17 protein-coding genes and 1 other annotated feature are annotated in these 18491 nt (G+C 62.4%); of the genes, 5 read left to right on the forward strand and 12 right to left on the reverse strand.

Annotated features, from left to right (window positions below):
* Positions 1–130 precede the first annotated feature (130 nt).
* From ACTNAU_RS01615 to ACTNAU_RS01640, 6 genes are all read right to left on the reverse strand, one after another.
* Positions 131–1735, reverse strand: a complete 1605-nt coding sequence (locus ACTNAU_RS01615) for a hypothetical protein (RefSeq protein WP_441097337.1) — start codon at positions 1733–1735, stop codon at positions 131–133.
* Complete coding sequence (locus ACTNAU_RS01620; RefSeq protein ID WP_185916260.1) at positions 1705–2586, reverse strand: ABC transporter ATP-binding protein; 882 nt, start codon at positions 2584–2586, stop codon at positions 1705–1707. Before ACTNAU_RS01620 ends, ACTNAU_RS01615 begins: the two co-directional genes overlap by 31 nt.
* A complete protein-coding gene (locus tag ACTNAU_RS01625) occupies positions 2576–4645 on the reverse strand; it encodes a hypothetical protein (RefSeq protein WP_441097338.1) in 2070 nt (689 codons plus the stop codon). The genes ACTNAU_RS01620 and ACTNAU_RS01625 overlap by 11 nt, the downstream gene beginning before the upstream one ends.
* A 79-nt stretch (positions 4646–4724) precedes the next feature.
* Positions 4725–4895, reverse strand: coding sequence for a hypothetical protein (locus tag ACTNAU_RS01630; RefSeq protein WP_441097339.1), 171 nt, complete (start codon positions 4893–4895; stop codon positions 4725–4727).
* Positions 4896–5424: 529 nt separating this feature from the next.
* Positions 5425–7326: a hypothetical protein gene (locus ACTNAU_RS01635; RefSeq protein WP_441097340.1), complete on the reverse strand. Its 1902-nt coding sequence runs from the start codon at positions 7324–7326 to the stop codon at positions 5425–5427.
* A 50-nt stretch (positions 7327–7376) separates the two neighbouring features.
* Positions 7377–7607 carry a hypothetical protein gene (locus ACTNAU_RS01640; protein WP_441097341.1) on the reverse strand — a complete coding sequence of 77 codons (231 nt, stop codon included), beginning with the start codon at positions 7605–7607 and terminating at the stop codon, positions 7377–7379.
* A gap of 14 nt (positions 7608–7621) precedes the next feature.
* On the opposite strand from ACTNAU_RS01640, the gene ACTNAU_RS01645 reads away from it, so the two are divergent.
* The 5 genes from ACTNAU_RS01645 (at position 7622) to ACTNAU_RS01665 (ending at position 10904) form a co-directional block, all read left to right on the forward strand.
* The gene (locus tag ACTNAU_RS01645) at positions 7622–7756 is read left to right on the forward strand and encodes a hypothetical protein (protein WP_021660698.1); all 135 of its coding nucleotides are present in this window, start codon (positions 7622–7624) and stop codon (positions 7754–7756) included.
* 188 nt (positions 7757–7944) lie between these two features.
* Positions 7945–8352, forward strand: a complete 408-nt coding sequence (locus tag ACTNAU_RS01650) for a NusG domain II-containing protein (RefSeq protein WP_441097342.1) — start codon at positions 7945–7947, stop codon at positions 8350–8352.
* A 118-nt stretch (positions 8353–8470) separates the two neighbouring features.
* Positions 8471–9361, forward strand: a complete 891-nt coding sequence (locus ACTNAU_RS01655) for a YitT family protein (protein WP_441097343.1) — start codon at positions 8471–8473, stop codon at positions 9359–9361.
* A gap of 317 nt (positions 9362–9678) precedes the next feature.
* Entirely contained in the window at positions 9679–10284 is a 606-nt protein-coding gene (locus ACTNAU_RS01660; protein WP_441097344.1) for a pentapeptide repeat-containing protein, read from the forward strand.
* A gap of 14 nt (positions 10285–10298) precedes the next feature.
* Positions 10299–10904 carry a sugar O-acetyltransferase gene (locus ACTNAU_RS01665; RefSeq protein ID WP_441097345.1) on the forward strand — a complete coding sequence of 202 codons (606 nt, stop codon included), beginning with the start codon at positions 10299–10301 and terminating at the stop codon, positions 10902–10904.
* Between the two features lie 78 nt (positions 10905–10982).
* On the opposite strand, the gene ACTNAU_RS01670 is transcribed toward ACTNAU_RS01665, so the two are convergent.
* From ACTNAU_RS01670 to rbr, 6 genes are all read right to left on the reverse strand, one after another.
* Positions 10983–13484 carry an AMP-binding protein gene (locus ACTNAU_RS01670; RefSeq protein ID WP_441097346.1) on the reverse strand — a complete coding sequence of 834 codons (2502 nt, stop codon included), beginning with the start codon at positions 13482–13484 and terminating at the stop codon, positions 10983–10985.
* 1 nt (position 13485) lies between these two features.
* Complete coding sequence (locus ACTNAU_RS01675; RefSeq protein ID WP_441097347.1) at positions 13486–14898, reverse strand: alpha-isopropylmalate synthase regulatory domain-containing protein; 1413 nt, start codon at positions 14896–14898, stop codon at positions 13486–13488.
* Positions 14899–14998: 100 nt separating this feature from the next.
* Positions 14999–15255 (reverse strand) — a binding site (T-box leader).
* Between the two features lie 76 nt (positions 15256–15331).
* The gene (locus tag ACTNAU_RS01680; protein ID WP_441097349.1) at positions 15332–16093 is read right to left on the reverse strand and encodes a GntR family transcriptional regulator; all 762 of its coding nucleotides are present in this window, start codon (positions 16091–16093) and stop codon (positions 15332–15334) included.
* Between the two features lie 127 nt (positions 16094–16220).
* A complete protein-coding gene (locus ACTNAU_RS01685) occupies positions 16221–16841 on the reverse strand; it encodes a VanZ family protein (protein ID WP_441097350.1) in 621 nt (206 codons plus the stop codon).
* Between the two features lie 147 nt (positions 16842–16988).
* Positions 16989–17789: a ZIP family metal transporter gene (locus ACTNAU_RS01690; RefSeq protein WP_441097351.1), complete on the reverse strand. Its 801-nt coding sequence runs from the start codon at positions 17787–17789 to the stop codon at positions 16989–16991.
* A 140-nt stretch (positions 17790–17929) separates the two neighbouring features.
* Positions 17930–18463: a rubrerythrin gene (rbr, locus tag ACTNAU_RS01695; RefSeq protein ID WP_021659805.1), complete on the reverse strand. Its 534-nt coding sequence runs from the start codon at positions 18461–18463 to the stop codon at positions 17930–17932.
* Positions 18464–18491: the final 28 nt, after the last annotated feature.

An 18491-nucleotide genomic window follows, 5' to 3' on the forward strand; every position in this document is an offset into this window, starting at 1 on the left:
ATCTCCTCCTCTATATCTGGGGAGGCGTCCCAAGAGCCGCGGCCCCCCTTTTCTTGAGTATACCTGCTCGGAGGGAGAAGGGCAACTGTTTTTCTGCGCCTGCCCACAAGTGACCGCTCCGGGCACTTTTTCACCAATTTCGCATCTCCCAACTCCATATTCCCAAATGGGCGGTGAGGGAGGTGTAACGGGCATTTCGCTGTTCCTGGGAGGGGTCCGCGTTGATCGCGGCAACAAGGGCGTCCAATGTGGGGCCAACCTCTCCCAAGCGCCGATTTCCCAACTCCTTCCAGTCGGGAGCCGAAAGCCCCAACTCCTCTGCCCGCTGCGCTATATAGAGGAGGCGGGCATACTCCAATACCTGGAGTTTTTGAGCCACATTCAAGCCCTGGGCCGCATAGACCAAATCCCTGTCGAGAGAAAGTCTCTCTGCCGACCAAGCACTCCCCTCCTCCAGGGGAAAGGCCCCTTCATCCAGTGCCTCCAGCGCTTTTGTCTCCAATTGTTCAAACGTCAGGTTCTCCACCACCTCCCGATAGTACTCCCACTGCAACATTTGCTGAGATGCAACTTCTGTGCAGAGCTCCCTGCGGAAGGTGTCGTGAAGGGTCCGTCCGGTGTATTTTGCCGGTGCGCCGTTCCAGAGGAGCATGGTCAAAGACCCCGTGGAGGTGTCCATGTTGGCAGAGAGGTCCAATACCGGGTCTTCCCCCTCTTTAAACGCATTGTACCGCTGCGTTTTGAGAACAATTTCGTAGTAGTCGAGAACCGCCTTTTGTTGATATTCATCCCGGATCTTGCTGTCGTAGATGGGAACATCCCCCAGGCTTGCCAGCTCAGCATACTCGCGATAGGGCTCACTGCCAGGAACAAGGTCAATGCCATTCCTCGAGAGCAGATCAGAGGCCAACTTCTGCGCCTCCCGATACGTATAACTGGTTTTCTGCGGCTTTACTGCCTGGTAAAGCCCCCACCCTCCCAGCAGCGAGGCCACAACGAGTCCAGCAACCCATCGGCGGCGGTGGGGGCCATAAAACACCAGTCGAATGGCGCCGCCTACCCTGTCGGTCCCACGGCGAACTGCAGAAGAGCACCAGACGCCTCCGGCCACTGCGAAGAGCGTCCCCATCCCCAGCGCCCAAAGGGCTTTGGGAAATACCGTTTCCCAGCTCAGAGGAAAATCATAGAAATAGAGATTCCAGGTGGCGGTGGAGCCCACGTGGATAAAAAGGCTGGAGAGATGATATCCCAGGCATAGAAGAAGTCCCGGCAAAGTGGTGTGGAAGAGCGAAACGCAGAGGACAAAAAGTGCCTCTAACATCCAAAAATGAGCCGCGTAGCGCAGAAAGATCGCGGCGGCCTCGCCCAGGTAGGGACGATAGAGAAAGAGGAGCGGGGCAATCATCAAAAGGGAATGCGCCCAGACGAGAAGGGCCTCGCCCGGCAAACTGTATCGCCCATTCTGATAGACTGAAAAGAGCTCCTCTGCTCCGGTGTCGTACTTTTCTCGAAAGAATAGGTAGCTGTACCAGATGATGACAAGGGGAAAAAACTGCTCCGTCAGGTTGCGAACAAAGGGAAAAAAGGCATCTTCAAAGTAGAGTTCCCCTATCAAAGACATCTTTCTAAAGTGCACCATGGCTGGCAGCAATAGATAACACAAGATCCAAGGGGCAAAATAGCGCCCTTTCATATTTTTAAAGTTCAGCCAAGAGAGCTGCCATCTGGCCGCCATGACGACACCTCCCTTACCAGTGAAAAGTAGCCATCTTCCAAGTTGGGTGCGACCGCCTGGCAAGGTTGGGGCTCTGATGAGAGGATCCGGATCCACTCCTCTCCACCCTCTTCAAAAATATTTTCCAAGCTCCAGTCGCCGACCAAATTTTTTTGCAGATTGCGGGGCAGGCAGTAGACAAGCCCCTGCGCGCATCGGCAAATCGCCTCTTTTTTCCCCGAAGCAAGCAGCCTCCCCTGAGAAATCACCAAAATGTGATCGCAGACCACATCGATATCATCCACGATATGGGTGGAAATGAGAATGGTCCGCCCCCCTTTCACCTCCGCAACGATATTTTTGAAACGCATCCTCTCTTCTGGATCCAGACCGGCCGTAGGCTCGTCGAAGATAAGGAGAGGGGGATCTCCCAACAGAGCTTGCGCGATCCCCAAGCGGCGGCGCATCCCCCCAGAAAGAGCGCCGACCTTTTTCTTCTCCTCCCCCAAAAGATTGACTACCCGCAGACAGCGGTTCGCCTCCTCACTCCACTGCCGTCGAGGGATTTTTTTAAGGGCGCAAAAATAAGCAAGCACCTCCCTACATGTCAATTCGTGGAAGAAGTCAAAACTCTGGGGGAGATATCCACAGTGGGCGGATAGGGAATGGTGTTTTCCCATCTTTTGACCGTCCACCAAAATGCTTCCCCCACTGCATTCATAGCGCCCGAGAAGGCAGCGCATCAGGGTCGTCTTCCCCGCGCCATTCGGGCCCAAAAGTCCATAGACACCCGTGTCGATGGACAGGGTGAGTCCGTCCAGCGCCCTCTTCTTCCCAAAGCGCTTGCTCACGTCTTGAAGTTCAATCTTCAAAATGTCCCCCTCCTCCCTCTATTGACACAGAGGATAAAAACCGACTTTCCAGTTCGGCAAAGAATTGGGCAGAGGTGCGCTTGTCCTCTTCATCGGTGAGATATCGATAAACCTGACGATAGACTGCCGGCTCTCCCCACCGCCCAGTTGCCTGTAAGAGCCGGTAATTGGGATTGCCGTCTGAGGGGTCTCGCAAAGCAGTGGCGCGAAAGACATCTGGGTCTTCAAATTGGGCGCGCAAAGCTTGCCAGAGCAGATGCTTCTGCCGCAAGCTTTCAGGATCGTATCCCTCAAGCATCATTTCCGCCGTGATATCCTTCCCCAAATACTCAAAAATTGGCCGCAACTCCGCACGCGTTTCAAAAAGAGCGGTGGCAGCGTAGGGGCTGTATCTGGGGTCCAACAAAAACCAGTGGTCCGAAAAAGGATATGCCGGATCGCCCGCAGGGACCGTTTCCCCCACCTGAAACACCTTGCGGGGCCGCTTTAAGTCGTTGGCCGCACCGCACCAGTCGCAGAGGCGGGCGTAGTCCTCGTAAACATCGCCGGCAGTGCGCCTCTGATTGGCTGCATCAAATGCCTTGACCCCAAAACCCGGGTCCTCTCCCAGCACCGGAACAATGGGGGTGACCACCGCTATCCCGTCCTCCTGCCTCTCCTCAATCAGCCCGGCAAAGAGGGAGACCGACTCGCTTTCACCCGCAAAACAGCTGTCGCCGCCAGTTGGCAAAAGGCTGCAATTGAGATTGGGGGCGTCCGTGTGAACGGTCACTTCAAACTGTTTTTGCGACCGATCGATGGGCGTCATAAAGCCCAATCCGTCGTTGACCACCTTCTCTCCCGGCATGGGGTAAAAGGGGAAGTATCCCGGCAAAAAAATCCCCTGTCGGTTGCTGTAAAACATATCGCCACTGCCGGAATAGGAAAAGCGGAAGGCGGTCGTCCCAGAAACAACAGGAGAAAATCGGATCCAATCCCCCTCCTGTTCCCAAGACAACTGGTTTCCCAGATGGTCGGTAAGCGTTTGCAGGTGGTAGCCCCGATAGAGGGTAAAAACATACTCCTCCTGTTCCTGCGCATCGGAAAGCGTCACCGTCACATCGGCGTGCAACTCTCGGTCGATCTTTAGCTCCATCTGGTATCCCTCGACCGAAAATTTTGCCGGTACCTCCTCCCTCTCCTCAGAAGACAGATTTCCAATTTTGGACAGAGTGGTCTCTAAATTGTATCCATAGTACAGATAACTTCCGCCCCGACTGTACTGCCACAGAGAAACCCCCGTCAACACCGCCAGCAGGGCAGCTGCCGTCTTTCCCTGCCACCTGCTTGCAGGCAGCGCGCGCAAGGCCCAAAAGAAGAGAAAAAGTGCGATGGAAAACCCGATGCGATCCCAGCGGATCGCCTCGTTGGGAATGCCGTAGGAAGGGAGGTCAAAGCGCACGATTGGGGTTCGCAGCTGGATGTGAAACAGGTCCAAAAGCGGGGAGAAATTGGTATCGGGAGATGAAAAACTGCTCAATACCATCTGGGGAGCTGGGGAAAAGAGGATCGCTGTTCCCAAAAGAGTTACCGTACCCGCAGTCGGAGACAGCCAGATGCCGATGGCGCTCCCTGCAGAAATCCCCAACAACCCCACCAAAAAGAAGTCCAGCACCGTCACCTTTAAGAGGTGGAGAAGGAGCAGAGAACTGGAAACGCCCATTTTCGCATAGGCGATGAGAGGATAGAGGAAATAATTACAGGAGACAAGCAGGCAAACGCTGACCATAACCGCCAGTTGGCAGCACTCCTGTCGGGCCCGCACACCGTTGCCCTGCCCCAGCGACTCCCCCACCTGGCGGCCAGCCGTCTGCACGCAAAAAAAGGAGAGGAAGAGAAAGCCGAGAAAGAGGATGAGGTTGGATGGGATGTCGTTTTGCAGCATGGCCAAAGGCTCTCCATACTGGTGGAGAGAAGAAACCCCCAACGCATTGACAAAGAGAAAAAGAGCCAAAATGGTCGCCAGCGGTATCGGGGAGCGGACCAACCGTTTTAAATTGCATTTATACAGTTCCCACACCAACAATCCCCTCCTTCACCATAATCGAAAGGGAGGCGACTGAATTAGTCGCCTCCCTTCCCAACAATCTAGTTCGTCGTCAGCCGACAAACTGCACTACTACCAGAGTATGCACAATACCCCGCTGTCCGCCATCTGGTCCACAGACCGCTGCTGCTGCCACTAAAGTTTTTAGTGGTACCACTTCCAGTTGTATCGTATACACTTGTTGATCCGCCATTTGTCCCATTATTATATTGAAAATATCCATACACCGCACCAGACCTTGGTCCACAAGAAATATAGCCGTAGCAACTGGTGGCTGTATCTGTTGTATAAGAACCATACGTCATACTCGTTGTATAAATATTTGCAGTAGATGTCTGTCCACTTGCAAAGGCCGGGACAATCGCACCTATTGCAATTGCCGCGACCGCCAGAAGGGCGATAACCATCTTTTTTATCTTTGTAATAGTAACCTCCAGAGCGCAATAAGCTCAAACTACTTGGTCACCCTACTCATTCCATTTTTTTAAAACATCGGAATCCCCTCCCAATATAAAAACTAATATTTTAAACATAGTACATATTTTTTATTGTCTATATTGTACTCTTATAAAATAGCAATTTCAATTGTCAATAAACACAACAAACCATTCAGTAAACTGTTACAGCAAATTATTAAAAAGCATTGTTTTCGACGCAATTCGATAACAATGTGATTTGTTTACTTTGTAACAGCAAGCCGCCCCCGGCCTTTGACAGGTCGGGGGCGGCTTACAGAGAGGGGGAAGCGGTGCTTACTCCCCCATGATCCGCCGGCGCTCGTTGCGGTAGAAGCACTCGGTCGCCGGGTCCAGGGGACGGGGGTTGTCGGGGTCCTCCTGGGGAATGGGAGGCCGCGAAACAGGGCGGTCTTCCTCGGTCTTGGCACAGCCGCAGTGGGGGCGGAAGCTGTTGTGTTCAAAGGTGTTGTCCTCACAGGGGAGGTGCTTGCCACAGCGGCCGTTTAAGTTGTAGGAGCAGTCCCGCTCGTCACAGTAGATGCGGGGGTAGCAGATGTAGCTGCAGTCGCAACACGCGCCGCAGGCAAAGGGGCTCTCCCCCCGAAAGCTGCCGCAGCCGCAGCCGCTGGTGATGCTGGTCTCCACCGAATCCCCGTCGGTGCCGCCGCTGAACCCGCCGGCGCCGACACAGCCGCCGCCCTCGCTGCGGCCACAGCCGTTATAGGCGTTGCCCGGCTCGCCGCCGGCGTCACAGCCGCAGCCCGTCTCATTTCCGCAGCCCTCGTCGCAGTGGGGGCAGCAGCTGGTGCAGCCGGTGTCGCCGCAGCCGCATCCACAGCCACACCCACAGCCGGTGCCGCCGGTGTTGCCGCCCGTCCCGCCGGTGCCGCCCGTTCCACCGGTACCGCCGGTGCAGCAGTCGCAGGTGCAGGTGCAAACGCACCCACAGCCGCCGCCCGTCTCGCCACCGGTGGCGCCGGTGTCACAGCCGGTGGCGTCGTCGCCACAGCAGAAGGCGTCGCAATCGCAGTACTCGCTGCACAGGCAATGCTGCTCGCAGTCGCAGCCGGAGCACCCGCTGGGCTGGCCGCCGCTGCACCCGCAACCACAGCCGCAGCCACGGCCGCCGCTCTCCCTGCCGGTCTGGCCGCTGCAGTGACAGAAGGAGGCGCAGTCGCAGTACTGGCTGCAGTCACAGCACTCGTCGCAACCGCCGCCGGTCTCTCCGCCGGTGCCGCCGGTCTCGCCGGTCTCGTCCCCGCAGTGGCAGACGCCGTTTTGGTCCCAGTAGCCGTGGCAGTACCCGTTTGCATCCAGGCAGCCGCTGCCGCCGGTCTCTCCGCCGGTGCCCCCGGTCTCGCCGGTCTCGTCCCCGCAGTGACAGACGCCGTTTGCGTCCCAGTAGCCGTGGCAGTACCCGTTTGCGTCCAGGCAGCCGCTGCCGCCGGTCTCCCCGCCGGTGCCCCCGGTCTCGCCGGTCTCGTCCCCGCAGTGGCAGACGCCGTTTTGGTCCCAGTAGCCGTAGCAGTACCCGTTTGCGTCCAGACAGCCGCTGCCGCCGGTCTCCCCGCCGGTGCCCCCGGTCTCGCCGGTCTCATCCCCGCAGTGGCAGACGCCGTTTGCATCCCAGTAGCCGTAGCAGTACCCGTTTGCGTCCAGACAGCCGCTGCCGCCGGTCTCTCCACCGGTGCCCCCGGTCTCGCCGGTCTCGTCCCCGCAGTGGCAGACGCCGTTTTGGTCCCAGTAGCCGTAGCAGTACCCGTTTGCGTCCAGACAGCCGCTGCCGTCGGTCTCTCCGCCGGTGCCCCCGGTCTCGCCGGTGGGACAACCGCACCCACAGTCGCAGTCGCGCGCGGGAACCGGCGCGGCCGGAACAGCGTCCCGAACGCCCCATTCGCTTGCAGCCGGGGCAGATCCCGGTTTTTCCGCCCGCGGGGCCTCCGGCGCCAGTTCCTGGGCCGAGTAGTAGCGGTCAAAGCCCGCCTCTTCGGCCGGGCGCTCCGCCTCTTGCAAAATGTCGTCGAGCTCCTTGTCGGCAGCCCGCTTGTAGAAGCGGTCCCGGTCGCCAAAGCTCTTGATCTCATCATACACGCTCAACAAGAGTGAGCGCATCTTCCCGCCCTGCCCCGGGTGGCGGGCGGAACTCTCTCCGGCCAGGGCATAGGCCAGCGCAGGTCTCTGGAAAAACGGAATCATAGCAATCACCTTTTTCAAAGATTGGGGTTCACTCCCTGCCCGTAGTCTATTCACATCCGCCCGCCGCGGTTCCCCCCGAAAAGGGGGCAAAAGGGGGTCGCCCCCCCTTTTTTCGCTTGGCGACGCCGTTTGTAGTTCTTTTGAAACCTTTGTTTCCATTTTGTAATCTGTTGTAACCAATTCTTCACTTGATTGTAAGCGGCCAGTAGTTTTATTTCTGCGGCGATGTAGTATACTGAAAGTACAGAAGAAAAGACGAGCGGCGCAGCCGCCGGTTTCAAAGGAGGTCGCAAAGATGAAAAAGTTGATTGGTCTGCTCACAGCGCTGTTGGTGATCGGCTCGCTGGTCGCCATTGCGGGGGATAAGCCGGCGGACCGCTTTTACTCTGGCGGCAGCCAGATGACATCTGCCTGCGACCTGCGAATCTAGCACCCCATTTTTCCATACCTGACCCGGTGGGAGGGAGTCGGCGCACGCCGCTCCCTCCCACTTTTTCTCCCCTTCGGCCGGTCCACAGGGGGCGCGCCGGCCCTTGCCAAGTGAGAATTTTGTGGTATACTCGTAAAGAGAGCGAGGGCAAACTGGCCCCGCCGGTCTGAAACTGCGAGGTGTACCTTTTGAAGTCCAAACCATTTATCATATCCATGGCCCTGTTGGGGGTCATCCTCATCGCCTCGGCGGGGGGGCTGCTGTTCAAGCCCAGCCAGTACGAGGGGTTGATGGTGGTGGTGGAGCACGACGGCAAAAATATTCTGGAGATCCCCCTCAACGGGGAGCCGGCCACCTTCACCGTCAAGGGGGAGAACATGGAGCAGCTCGACGAGAACGGCGAGCCCATCCTCAATGAAGACGGTTCCACCAAGACCTACAACACGGCCACCTTGGTGCGGGACGAAAACGGCGTCAAGTTTGTCGATTCCAAGTGTCCCGACCACCTGTGCGAGCAGTACGGCTACATCAACAAGGTCGGGGAGTCGGCCATCTGCATGCCGGCGCTTTTGTCTGCTACCGTCGTAGAAGAGTAAAATGGGAGAACGGGCCCGCGGGAGACCGCGGCGGCCGTTCTCTTTTTTTGCGGGCTTTTGCGGCCCGCGCCAGCGCCGCCCCGACAAACAGAGGGCGGCAGAAGGAGGATACAAGAAGATGAAACAAGCGGCAAAACAGATCCGCAGCGTCGGGGTGGTGGTGCTGGGCAACGCCATTTTGACCTTTGCCATCGCGGCCTTTGTGCTGCCAAACCGGCTGATCTCCGGCGGGGTCACCGGCATCGCCCTGGTGTTTGAACACTTTTTCGCAATGGATGTGAGCGCCGGGGTGGCGGTGGCCAACGGGGTGCTCTTCCTCGCCGGCGCGGTGGTGCTGGGGAAGAAATTCGCCCTGACCACCCTGCTCTCCACCGTCCTCTACCCGGTCTTTCTCTCCCTCTTCCGGCAGCTGGATGTCCTGCAACACCTGACCCAGGACACCCTGCTGGCCGCCCTCTACGCCGGCATCCTCATGGGCGCTGGGATGGGGCTGGTCATCCGCGAGGGCTCCTCCACCGGGGGGATGGACATCCCCCCGCTGATCCTCAACAAGTACTTCGGCTGGTCGGTGCCGGCCCTCATCTACGTCTTCGACACCGCCATCCTCCTCACCCAGGTGCTCTTCTCCACCAGCGAACAGGTGCTCTACGGCATCGCGGTGGTGCTGGTGACCTCTTTGGTGATGGACCGGGTGATGGTGATGGGCAAAAACCAGACCCAGGTGACCGTCATCACCCCTCGCTACGAGGAGGTGGCCCAGGCGGTGCAGGAGAAGCTGGACCGGGGCTGCACCTTCCTCGAGACGGTGTCGGGCCACCTCCACCGCCCCGGCCGGGCGGTGATGACGGTGATCTCCCAGCGGGAGCTGGCCGCCCTGAACAAACTGGTGCAGGGGATCGACGGGGAGGCCTTTTTGGTCATCAGCAAGGTCAACGAGGTGCGGGGCCGCGGCTTCTCCATGGGCAAGCGGCACACCGAGGCCGTCTCCGACCAGGCGGCGCAGGGATAGCCCCTCCCGCCGGGGGACCGCCCTTTTGGCACAGAAAAAACCGCCTGCAGTGGGGGCTGCAAGCGGCCTTTTCTAAAAGAGGAGTTATATGAAACAAAAGATGAGAGGATATCGAGTGTCATCAGGTTTTCCCTGTGCTTATAGAATACCCCAACCCCGCCCCCATTTATACCGGTAGCGGGTAAACAATTTGTGGCCGTTTTGTGACAGAGCGGCCCCCGCTTCCCCGTTTGTCCAAACGCCGTTCACATTTGGCCCGGTTGCCTTTGCCCGGCGGTTGTGGCATACTGGGAGGGCGAGAAAAAGGGGGGAGTAGGTTGTTTTCTGCAACACAGGAACACTTTGTCGGGGAGACCTTTTTGGAGGAGGACCTCTCCGATCTGGCGCTGGAGAGGCTGACCTTTGAAAACTGCACCTTTCAGTCCTCCAAGATGGACTGTCTGCAGGCGGTGCGCTGCCAGTTTGTAAACTGCGCCTTTCAGTTTTGCCAGCTGGACGGGGCCAGCTTTACCCGCTGCGTCTTCACCGGCTGCAAGTTTCGGGAGTGCGGCCTCTTCGGGGCCCTGTTCGCCCAGTGCAAGTGCATGGGCGGCAGCTTTGTGGGCTGCAACCTGGCCGGGCTCGCCCTGCAGGGGGGCAACTTCAGCTACACCGCCCTGCAGGGGGCGGGCTTTCGCAACCAGGACCTGCGGGGGATCAACTTCGAGCGGGCCGACCTGCGGGAGTGCGACCTGCGGGGGGCCGACCTGCGGGAGTGCAACCTGACCCTCTGCTACCTGCAGGGGGCCAAACTGCAGGACTGCGACCTGCGGGGCGCCCGCATCGACGGGGTGGACCTGCGCGCCTGCAAGATGAAAAACACCAAGCTGGACCTGGAACAGGCGGTGGTGATCGCCGAGTCCCTGGGCGGCGTGGTGCGCTAGGGGGAGAAAACGCGATGACAGAGAGAGAAAAGATGCTCTCCGGGCGGCTCTACCGGGCCGACGACCCGGAGCTCACGGCCATGCACCGGCGGGCCCGGGCGCTGGTGGCCCGCTTCAACGCCCTGCCCGCAGAGGACGACGACGGCCGCCGGGCGGTGCTGCGGGAACTGCTGGGGGCCCAGGGGGAACACTGCGCCATCGAGCCGCCCTTTCACTGCGACTACGGCTGTTTTTTGCGGGTGGGGGAGAATTTCTACGCCAACGCCGGGCTCACCGTCCTCGACTGCGCGGCGGTGGCCATCGGGCGGGACGTCCTCATCGGCCCCCGCGTGGGGCTCTTCGCCGCCGGGCACCCGGTGGACCCCGGCCTGCGCCGGCAGGGGGTGGAGTACGCCTTTCCCATCACCATCGGCGACGGGGTCTGGATCGGCGGCAACACCGTGGTCAACCCCGGGGTGACCATCGGCGAGCACACGGTGGTGGGCTCGGGTAGCGTGGTCACCAAGGACCTGCCCGCCGGGGTGGTGGCCGCCGGCAACCCCTGCCGGGTGCTCCGCCCCATCGGCCCCCAGGACAGGGCCTTCTACTTTAGAGGCAGGCCGGTAAAGGAGGAGGGGTAGTCCCCTCCCCCCGCCGGCAGACGAAAAAAAGGGCCCCCGGCCGAACTGGCCGGGGGCCCTTTTTGGGCGGGGCGGGAACTACCCTTCCAGCCCCAGCTTTTTGATGGCGTCCTCTCTCATCTTGTACTTGAGGATCTTGCCGGCCACGTTCATGGGGAAGCCGTCCACAAAGTCGATGTAGCGGGGGACCTTGTGGCGGGCCATCTGCGCGGCGATGAAATCGCGCATCTCCTCCTCGCCCATCTGCTCCCCCTCCTTGAGGACGATGCAGGCCATGATCTCCTCGCCGTAGCGCGGGTCGGGCACCCCGATCACCTGCACGTCCTGCACCTTGGGGTGGGTGAAGATGAACTCCTCGATCTCCCGGGGGTAGATGTTTTCCCCCCCGCGGATGATCATGTCCTTGAGGCGGCCGGTGATCTGGTAGTTGCCGCTCTCGTCCCGGCAGGCCAGGTCGCCGGTGTGGAGCCAGCCCTCGCCGTCGATGGCGGCGGCGGTGGCGCCGGGCATCTTGTAGTAGCCCTTCATGATGTTGTAGCCCCGGGCCACGAACTCGCCGGTGACCCCGTCGGGGCACGCCTCCCCGGTCTCGGGATCGACGATGCGGCACTCCACGTTGGCAAAGGCGCTGCCCACCGTCTCGGTGCGCACGGCCAGCGAGTCGGTGTAGCTGGACATGGTGCAGCCGGGCGAGGCCTCGGTCTGGCCGTAGACGCTGACGATCTGGCGCATGTTCATCACCTCGGCGGCCTGCTTCATCAGGTCCGCCGGGCAGTTGGAACCGGCCATGATGCCGGTGCGGATGTGGGAGAAGTCGGTCTTTTCAAAGTCCTCGTGCTGCATCATGGCGATGAACATGGTGGGCACCCCGTTGAAGCAGGTGATCTTCTCCCCGTTCACGCAGGAGAGGGCCGGCTTGGGGGAGAAGTAGGGCAGCGGGTACATGGTGGCCCCGTGGGTCATGGAGGCGGTCATGGACAGCACCATCCCAAAGCAGTGGAACATGGGCACCTGGATCATCATCCGGTCGGCGGTGGAGAGGTCCATCCGGTCGCCGATGTACTTGCCGTTGTTGACCACGTTGTAGTGGGTGAGCATGACCCCCTTGGGGAAGCCGGTGGTGCCGGAGGTGTACTGCATGTTGCAGACATCGCCGGTGTCCACCCGCGCGGCTAGGCGGTAGACCTCCTGCAAAGGGACGGCGCTCGCCCGCTGCAGCGCCTCCTCCCAGGTGAGACAGCCGGGCAGCTTGCAGCCCACGGTGATGACGTTGCGCAAAAAGGGCAGGCGCTGGGCGTGCAGGGGCTCGCCGGGACGGGTCTTTTCCAGCTCGGGGCAGAGTTGCTGGACGATCTCGGTGTAGTGGGAGTCGCGGTAGCCGTCCACCATGATGAGGGTGTGGGTGTCCGACTGGCGCAGCAGGTACTCGGCCTCGTGGCTCTTGTAGGCGGTGTTCATCGACACCAGTACCGCCCCGATCTTGGTCACCGCCCAGAAGGAGATGAACCACTGGGGGATGTTGGTGGCCCAGATGGCCACGTGGCTGCCCGGCCCCACCCCCAGGGAGATGAGGGCGCGGCAGAAGCGGTCCACGTCGTCCCGGAACTGGGCGTAGGTGCGGGTGTAGTCGAGGGTGGTGTAGACAAAGGCGTACTGGTCGGGGAACTCCTCCACCATCCGGTCGAGCACCTGGGAGAAGGTCAGGTCCACCAGATCGTCCTTCTTCCAGACGTAGTGGCCGGTGTGGGCGTCGTTTTGGTAGAGGTGGCGGCGGGCCCGGGAGGGGCTGCCGAAGCGCTCCATATAGGTGACAAAGTGGGTGAAGATGACCTCCATCTCGGTGAGCTCCATCATCCAGCGGGGGTCCCACTCCAGGGAAAGGTAGCCGTCGTAGTTGATGGAGGCCAGGGCCCCCATCATCTCCCCCACCGGCAGCGTCCCCTCGCCGATGAGGCAGTAGCGGACCCGGCCCCCCTCCTCCACCACCGAGTCCTTGACGTGGACGTGGCGGACGTAGGCGCCCAGGTTCTGGATGGTGGTCTCGGGGCTCTCCCCCCGGTCCCGGTAGGGGTGGTGCAGGTCCCAGAGGGCGGCCAGCCGGTCGGAGGCAAAGCGGTTGAGGACGTCCCGCAGCCGGGCGGTGTCCGAAAAGGCGCCCACCGTCTCCAACAGCAGGGTGACCCCCCGCTCCTCGGCCAGGGGGACCAGGGGGGCCAGGCAGTCGGCGGCAGCCTCGGCCGCCCCCTCCCCCTCCCCGGTGGCGTGAATGCGCACATAGGGGACCGAGAGGTTGCGGGCGATCTCCATACAGGCGGCGATCTCGCGGCGGTTCTCCCCGCAGGCGCCCCGGTCGGAGAGGTCGCAGACCGCGTCCAGACAGGGGATCTGCAGGTTTTTCTCAAAGAGGCTGCGGGCGGTGGCCGCCGTCTGGTGGGGGTGGAAGGGGCCGCCCCGGGCGTCGAGGGGGGTGCCGTGGACCCCCCGCAGTTCGATGCCCTGCATCCCCACCTCGAGGGCGGTCTGGACAAAGTCCTCCCAGCTGTAGCCGTCCCAGCCGTTGATGGAAAAAGACAGTTTCATCTCACATCTCCTCGTAGACGATCTTGTTGAGGGCGTTCAAGTAGGCCTGGATGCTGGCGCCGATGACGTCGGTGGAGATCCCCTGGCCGGAGTAGAGCTTACCGCCAGAGCGCAGCCGGATGAGGGCGGCGCCCATGGCCTCCCGCCCCTCGGTCACGGCCTGGATCTGGTAGTCGTCCAGTTCGTAGTGGTGGCCGACGGCCTGCTCGATGGCCAGGAAGGCCGCGTCGATGGGGCCGTCCCCGGCGCAGATGCCCTGCAGGGTCTCCCCCTCCCTCTCCAGCTTCAGGTGGGCGATGGGGGTGATGACGTTGCCCGAGTTGATGAGGTAGCTCTGCAATTGGTAGGAGGGGGGCACCTGCAGGGCGTTGCTGGCGACGATGACGTCCAGCTCCTTGGGGCTGACGGTCTTTTTCTCAGCGATCTTGACAAAGGCCTCGTAGACCTTGGCCATGTCCTCCTCGGAGAGGTCGTAGCCCAGCTGGCGCACCGCGCGGGCGACGCTCTCCCGGTCGTCGTGGGCGCCCAGCTCGCCCCCCGCGGGGGCGGCGGCCGCCCTGTTGCCGTCAAAGGGGGAGCTGGCGCTGCGGCCGGGCTCGGTCATCCAGCGGATCTGGGAGACCGCCCGCTGCAGCTCGGTGACCCGCAGGTCGGAGTAGACCCCGCAGGCGTCCCCCCGGGAGCGGACGATCTGGGACAGGGCGTCCAGCGCCGGGCAGTCGCCGCCGTCCGCGGTGACCTTCACCTCGTCCGCCCCGGCGCGGATGGCGGCCACCGCGCAGGCGAGGGCCATCTTCAGCCCGTCGCTGCACTGCACCCCCCAGGCGCAGCCGGCGGCCTCGGGCACCTCGGCCCGGACGGCGGAGAAGAAGGCGGCAAACTCCTCGGGCAGGCTGGCGCCCGCGGCGTCGCAGAGGGTGATGACCGAGGCCCCGGCGGCCGCGGCGGCGGCGATCGCCCGGCGCAGGAAGGCGGGCTCGGCCCGGGTGGCGTCGTCGGCCACAAACTCCACCTCGGCGCAGCGGGCCCGGCAGGCTGTCACCAGGGCGGCGATCATCTCCAGCACCATGGGGGGCTTTTTGTGGCAGCTGTACTCCATCTGCACCGGGCTGGTGGGGACGATCACCTGCAGCCGGGGGCGCTTTGCCCCCTTGACGGCCTCCCAGGCGCGGGCGACCCCCTCTTCGCTGAGCCCCACCGGCACGCTGACGGCCGCCGTCTCGGCCAGGTTGGCGATGGTTTTGACCACCAGGGCGTCCACCTGGGCGTCGGTGATGGGGGGCGTCTCGATCACCGGCACCGCCAGCCGGTCCAGCAGCTTGGCGATCTCGATCTTCTCTTTGAAGCTGGGGGCCCCCTCGGGCCGGACTCCGGTCATTCGCAGGGTCACGTCGGCAAATTGCAAGTTGCGCATCGCTTTCCTCTCCTTCTCTTCTCTGGTCTGCTTCTACTTTGTCGCTCTGCGGGGCGATGGGGGGCGGAGACAATCAAAAAAGCCCCTGAAGCCAACTGGCTTCAGGGGCGAAAACTCTCTTCCGCGGTACCACCCTGGTTACCGCCCGACCGCTGGCGCGCAGCGGGGGCAGTCCCTCTTGTTCGGGACTCCAACAAGTCCCTATCCTGTAACGGGGAAACCGGAGCTCCCTACTCAATGGGGTTCAGGAGCTCTGCTCGGGAGGCAGACTGCACAGGGACCTTCGGCACCGGCTCGCACCACCCGCCGGCTCTCTGGAGCGCTCTGGTCCAGGCATAATTCCGTCAAAGCATTTCACTGTTTTTGGGGATGTGCTATCAACATACTCCCCCCGGGCCCATTTGTCAAGACCCATTTTTGCGGGCCGGGGGCGTCAGCCCTCCATCCACTCCGCCCGGTTCTCCATCTGAAAGCGGACCCGGTCGGCCACCCAGAGGGTGGAGGAGTACTCCAGCGGCGTCTCCCCCTTCAGGTAGGAGATGCCCTTGACAAAGATGAGGGGGCTGTCGCGGGTGATCTGCAGGTCCTGGGCGTCGGTGTGGGTGGGGCGGATGATCTCCAGCGAGTCGGCCACCCGGTAGGGGGAGAGGCCGTACTCCCCCTCCAGCAGCCGGACGATCCGCCCCCGGGGGAGGGTCTTTCCCTCCATCCCCGGGACGAGGGCAGCCGGGATCCAGGAGCGGGCCAGGGCCAGGGGCACCCCGCCGGAGAAGAAGAGGCGCTTGTAGTAGATCACCCGGCCCTGCAGCCCAAACTCCTGCGGCAGGTTGGGGAAGGAACCGGCGTCCCGCAGGCCGCTGTCGAGCACCTCTACCTCCATCTGCTCGCGCTGGTTTTTAAAGCGCAGGGAGGAGGTGAGCATGTACTTCATGGGCTGCAAGTCGGGGGTGGGCCGGTCGGTGAGGAAGGTCCCCTTCCCCCGCTTTTTTAGGAGGATGCCGTCCTTTTCCAGTTCGGCCAGGGCCTGGCGCAGGGAGATGCGGCTGACGCCGTAGTACTCGGTCAGCTGGTGCTCCGAGGGGATCTTTTCGTTGGGCTTCCACTCCCCCTGCTGGATGCGGCTCTTCAGGTCGCAGGCCACCTGGTAGTACAGGGGGATGGGGGCGCTCTTGTCGACGGGCGGTTGAGACGGCATATGTTCCCTCCTCTGCGGGCGGCGGGGCCCCTTCTATGGGGCGGGCGGCCCTCGTTTTTCTGTCCCCATCTTCTCACAAATCGCGCCAAAAAGCAAATCTCCCGCCCCCAGGGGGCGGGAGAGGGGGTCACCGGGCGGCCTTTTTTCGGCACCTGCGCCAGATGGCGCGGCAGAGGGCAAAGAGCAGGTAGCAGACCACGCAGCCCGAGAGGTTGAGGATCAGATCGTCGACCTCCACGGTGCGCACCAGGGAGCCGCAGAGCAGGTTGAGCAGCAGCTGGCTGCCCTCGATGCCCAGGGAGATCCCCCCCGCCAGCAGCGCCACCCGCCCCAGCTTCCAGCGGCGGGGCCAGAGGGCCGGCAGCAGCACCCCAAAGGGGGCGAGGAGGAAGAAGTTGCCCACCACCAGCCGCAGAAAGGGCCAGTAGTTCTGGATGGAGGCGCAGTTTTTGTAGATGAGGAGGGAGGACTCCAGCGGCCGGTACTGGATGCTTGCCAGCACGTACTGGACGTTGGCCCCCGGATGCCACTGGCTGGGAAAGGCGATGGGGATGGTGAGGGAGAAGACCACCCCCGCCCAGAGAAAGAGCAGGGCCAGCAGCAGGAGGCGGCCCCCGCCCACCTCCCGCCCGCAGCGGGTGAAGCGGCGGCAGAAGAGAAAGGCCAGCGCCCCCAGGACGGCGCCCCCCAGCGGGGTGAGGGAGAGAAAGCCGGGCAGATAGCTGCCCAGCGGCGTGATCACCGGCATGGCAAAGTTCCTCTATAAAAATATCGTCGAGCGGGCGCGCCCGCGGCGGGCCCGGTTCATTTTGCTGCAAAGGGGCGGGGGGGGGGGGGGGGGGGGGGGGGGCCCCCCCCCCCCCCCCCCCCCCCCCCGCGCAAGGGTATTATACTCCTAACCCAGCGCCACGTCCAGTACCATCATCAGGGCAAAGCCGGCCATGGCGCCAAAGGTGCCGGCGTGGCCGTGCTCCCCCTCCTGGCTCTGGGGGATGAGCTCCTCCACCACCACGTAGATCATGGCCCCGGCGGCAAAGGCCAGCATCCAGGGCATGATGCCCGAGACGGTGCTGGCCAGCAACACCCCGATCAGCCCGGCCACCGGCTCGACAAAGCCGCTGGCCGCGCCGTAGAAGAAGGCCTTCCCCCGGCCCAGCCCCTCCCGGTGCAGCGGCAGGGAGATGGCGGCCCCCTCGGGGAAGTTTTGCAGCCCCATCCCCAGGGCCAGGGCAAAGGCGGCCGTCAGGGCCCCGGGCTCGCCGGTGGCGGCCAGGGCAAAGGCCAGGCCCACCGCCATCCCCTCGGGCACGTTGTGGAGGGTGACGGCAAAGACCAGCATGGTGGTGCGCTTGAAGGAGCTCTTGGGCCCCTCGGGCTCTTTCGCCCCCAGGTGGAGGTGGGGCAGCAGCCGGTCGAGCAAAAAGAGGAAGGCGCCTCCCAGCACAAAGCCGCCCAGGGCGGGGATCCAGCCGGTCTTCCCCTGCTCCTCGGCCATCTCGATGGCGGGGATGAGCAGCGACCAGACCGAGGCCGCCATCATCACCCCGGAGGCAAAGCCGAGAAAGCCCAGCCCCAGCTTGGGACTCAGCTCCCGCCTGACAAAAAAGACCACCGCCGCCCCCAGGGCGGTGCACAAAAAGGTAAAGCCGGTGCCCAGGGCCGCCAGGGCCACCGGGTCGCTCGCCAAATGGGACATCAAAAGCCCCCTCCTCTCTCTTCGGCGGGCCGGGCGGGGGCCCCGCCCGGCCAAATGGGGCAAAAAACGGGTGCTGCCCACCCGCTCTCGCCGGTGTGCGGCACCCGCCCCGCGGCCCGCTTGGGGCCGTTTCGCCGTTTTTAGTAGTTTTCGGCCTTGATCTGGAAGTAGGCCTTGGGGTGCGAGCAGACCGGGCAGACATCGGGGGCCTTCTCGCCGATGACGATGTGGCCGCAGTTGGCGCACTGCCACATGACCTTCTCGCCCTTGATGAAGACGGCGCCGCCCTCCACGTTGGCCAGCAGCTTGCGGTAGCGGGCCTCGTGCTCCTTCTCGATCTCGCCCACGGCCTCGAACAGGTAGGCGATGTGGTCAAAGCCCTCCTCCTTGGCCTCTTTGGCGAAGGTGGCGTACATGTCGGTCCACTCGTAGTTCTCGCCGGCGGCCGCGTCGGCCAGGTTAGCGGCGGTGTCGCCGATGCCGTCGAGGAGCTTGAACCAGATCTTGGCGTGCTCTTTCTCGTTGTTGGCGGTCTCCAGGAAGAGGGCGGCGATCTGCTCGTATCCCTCTTTCTTGGCTTTGGAGGCGTAGTAGGTGTATTTGTTTCTGGCCTGGGACTCGCCGGCAAATGCGGTTTGCAGGTTGGCTTCGGTCTTGGTGCCCTTCAGGTTCATGTTCATTACCTCACTTTTTCAATTTCCC

It is taken from the genome of Bittarella sp. HCP28S3_D9 (assembly GCF_052065655.1).
GTDB lineage: Bacteria > Bacillota > Clostridia > Oscillospirales > Ruminococcaceae > Bittarella > Bittarella massiliensis.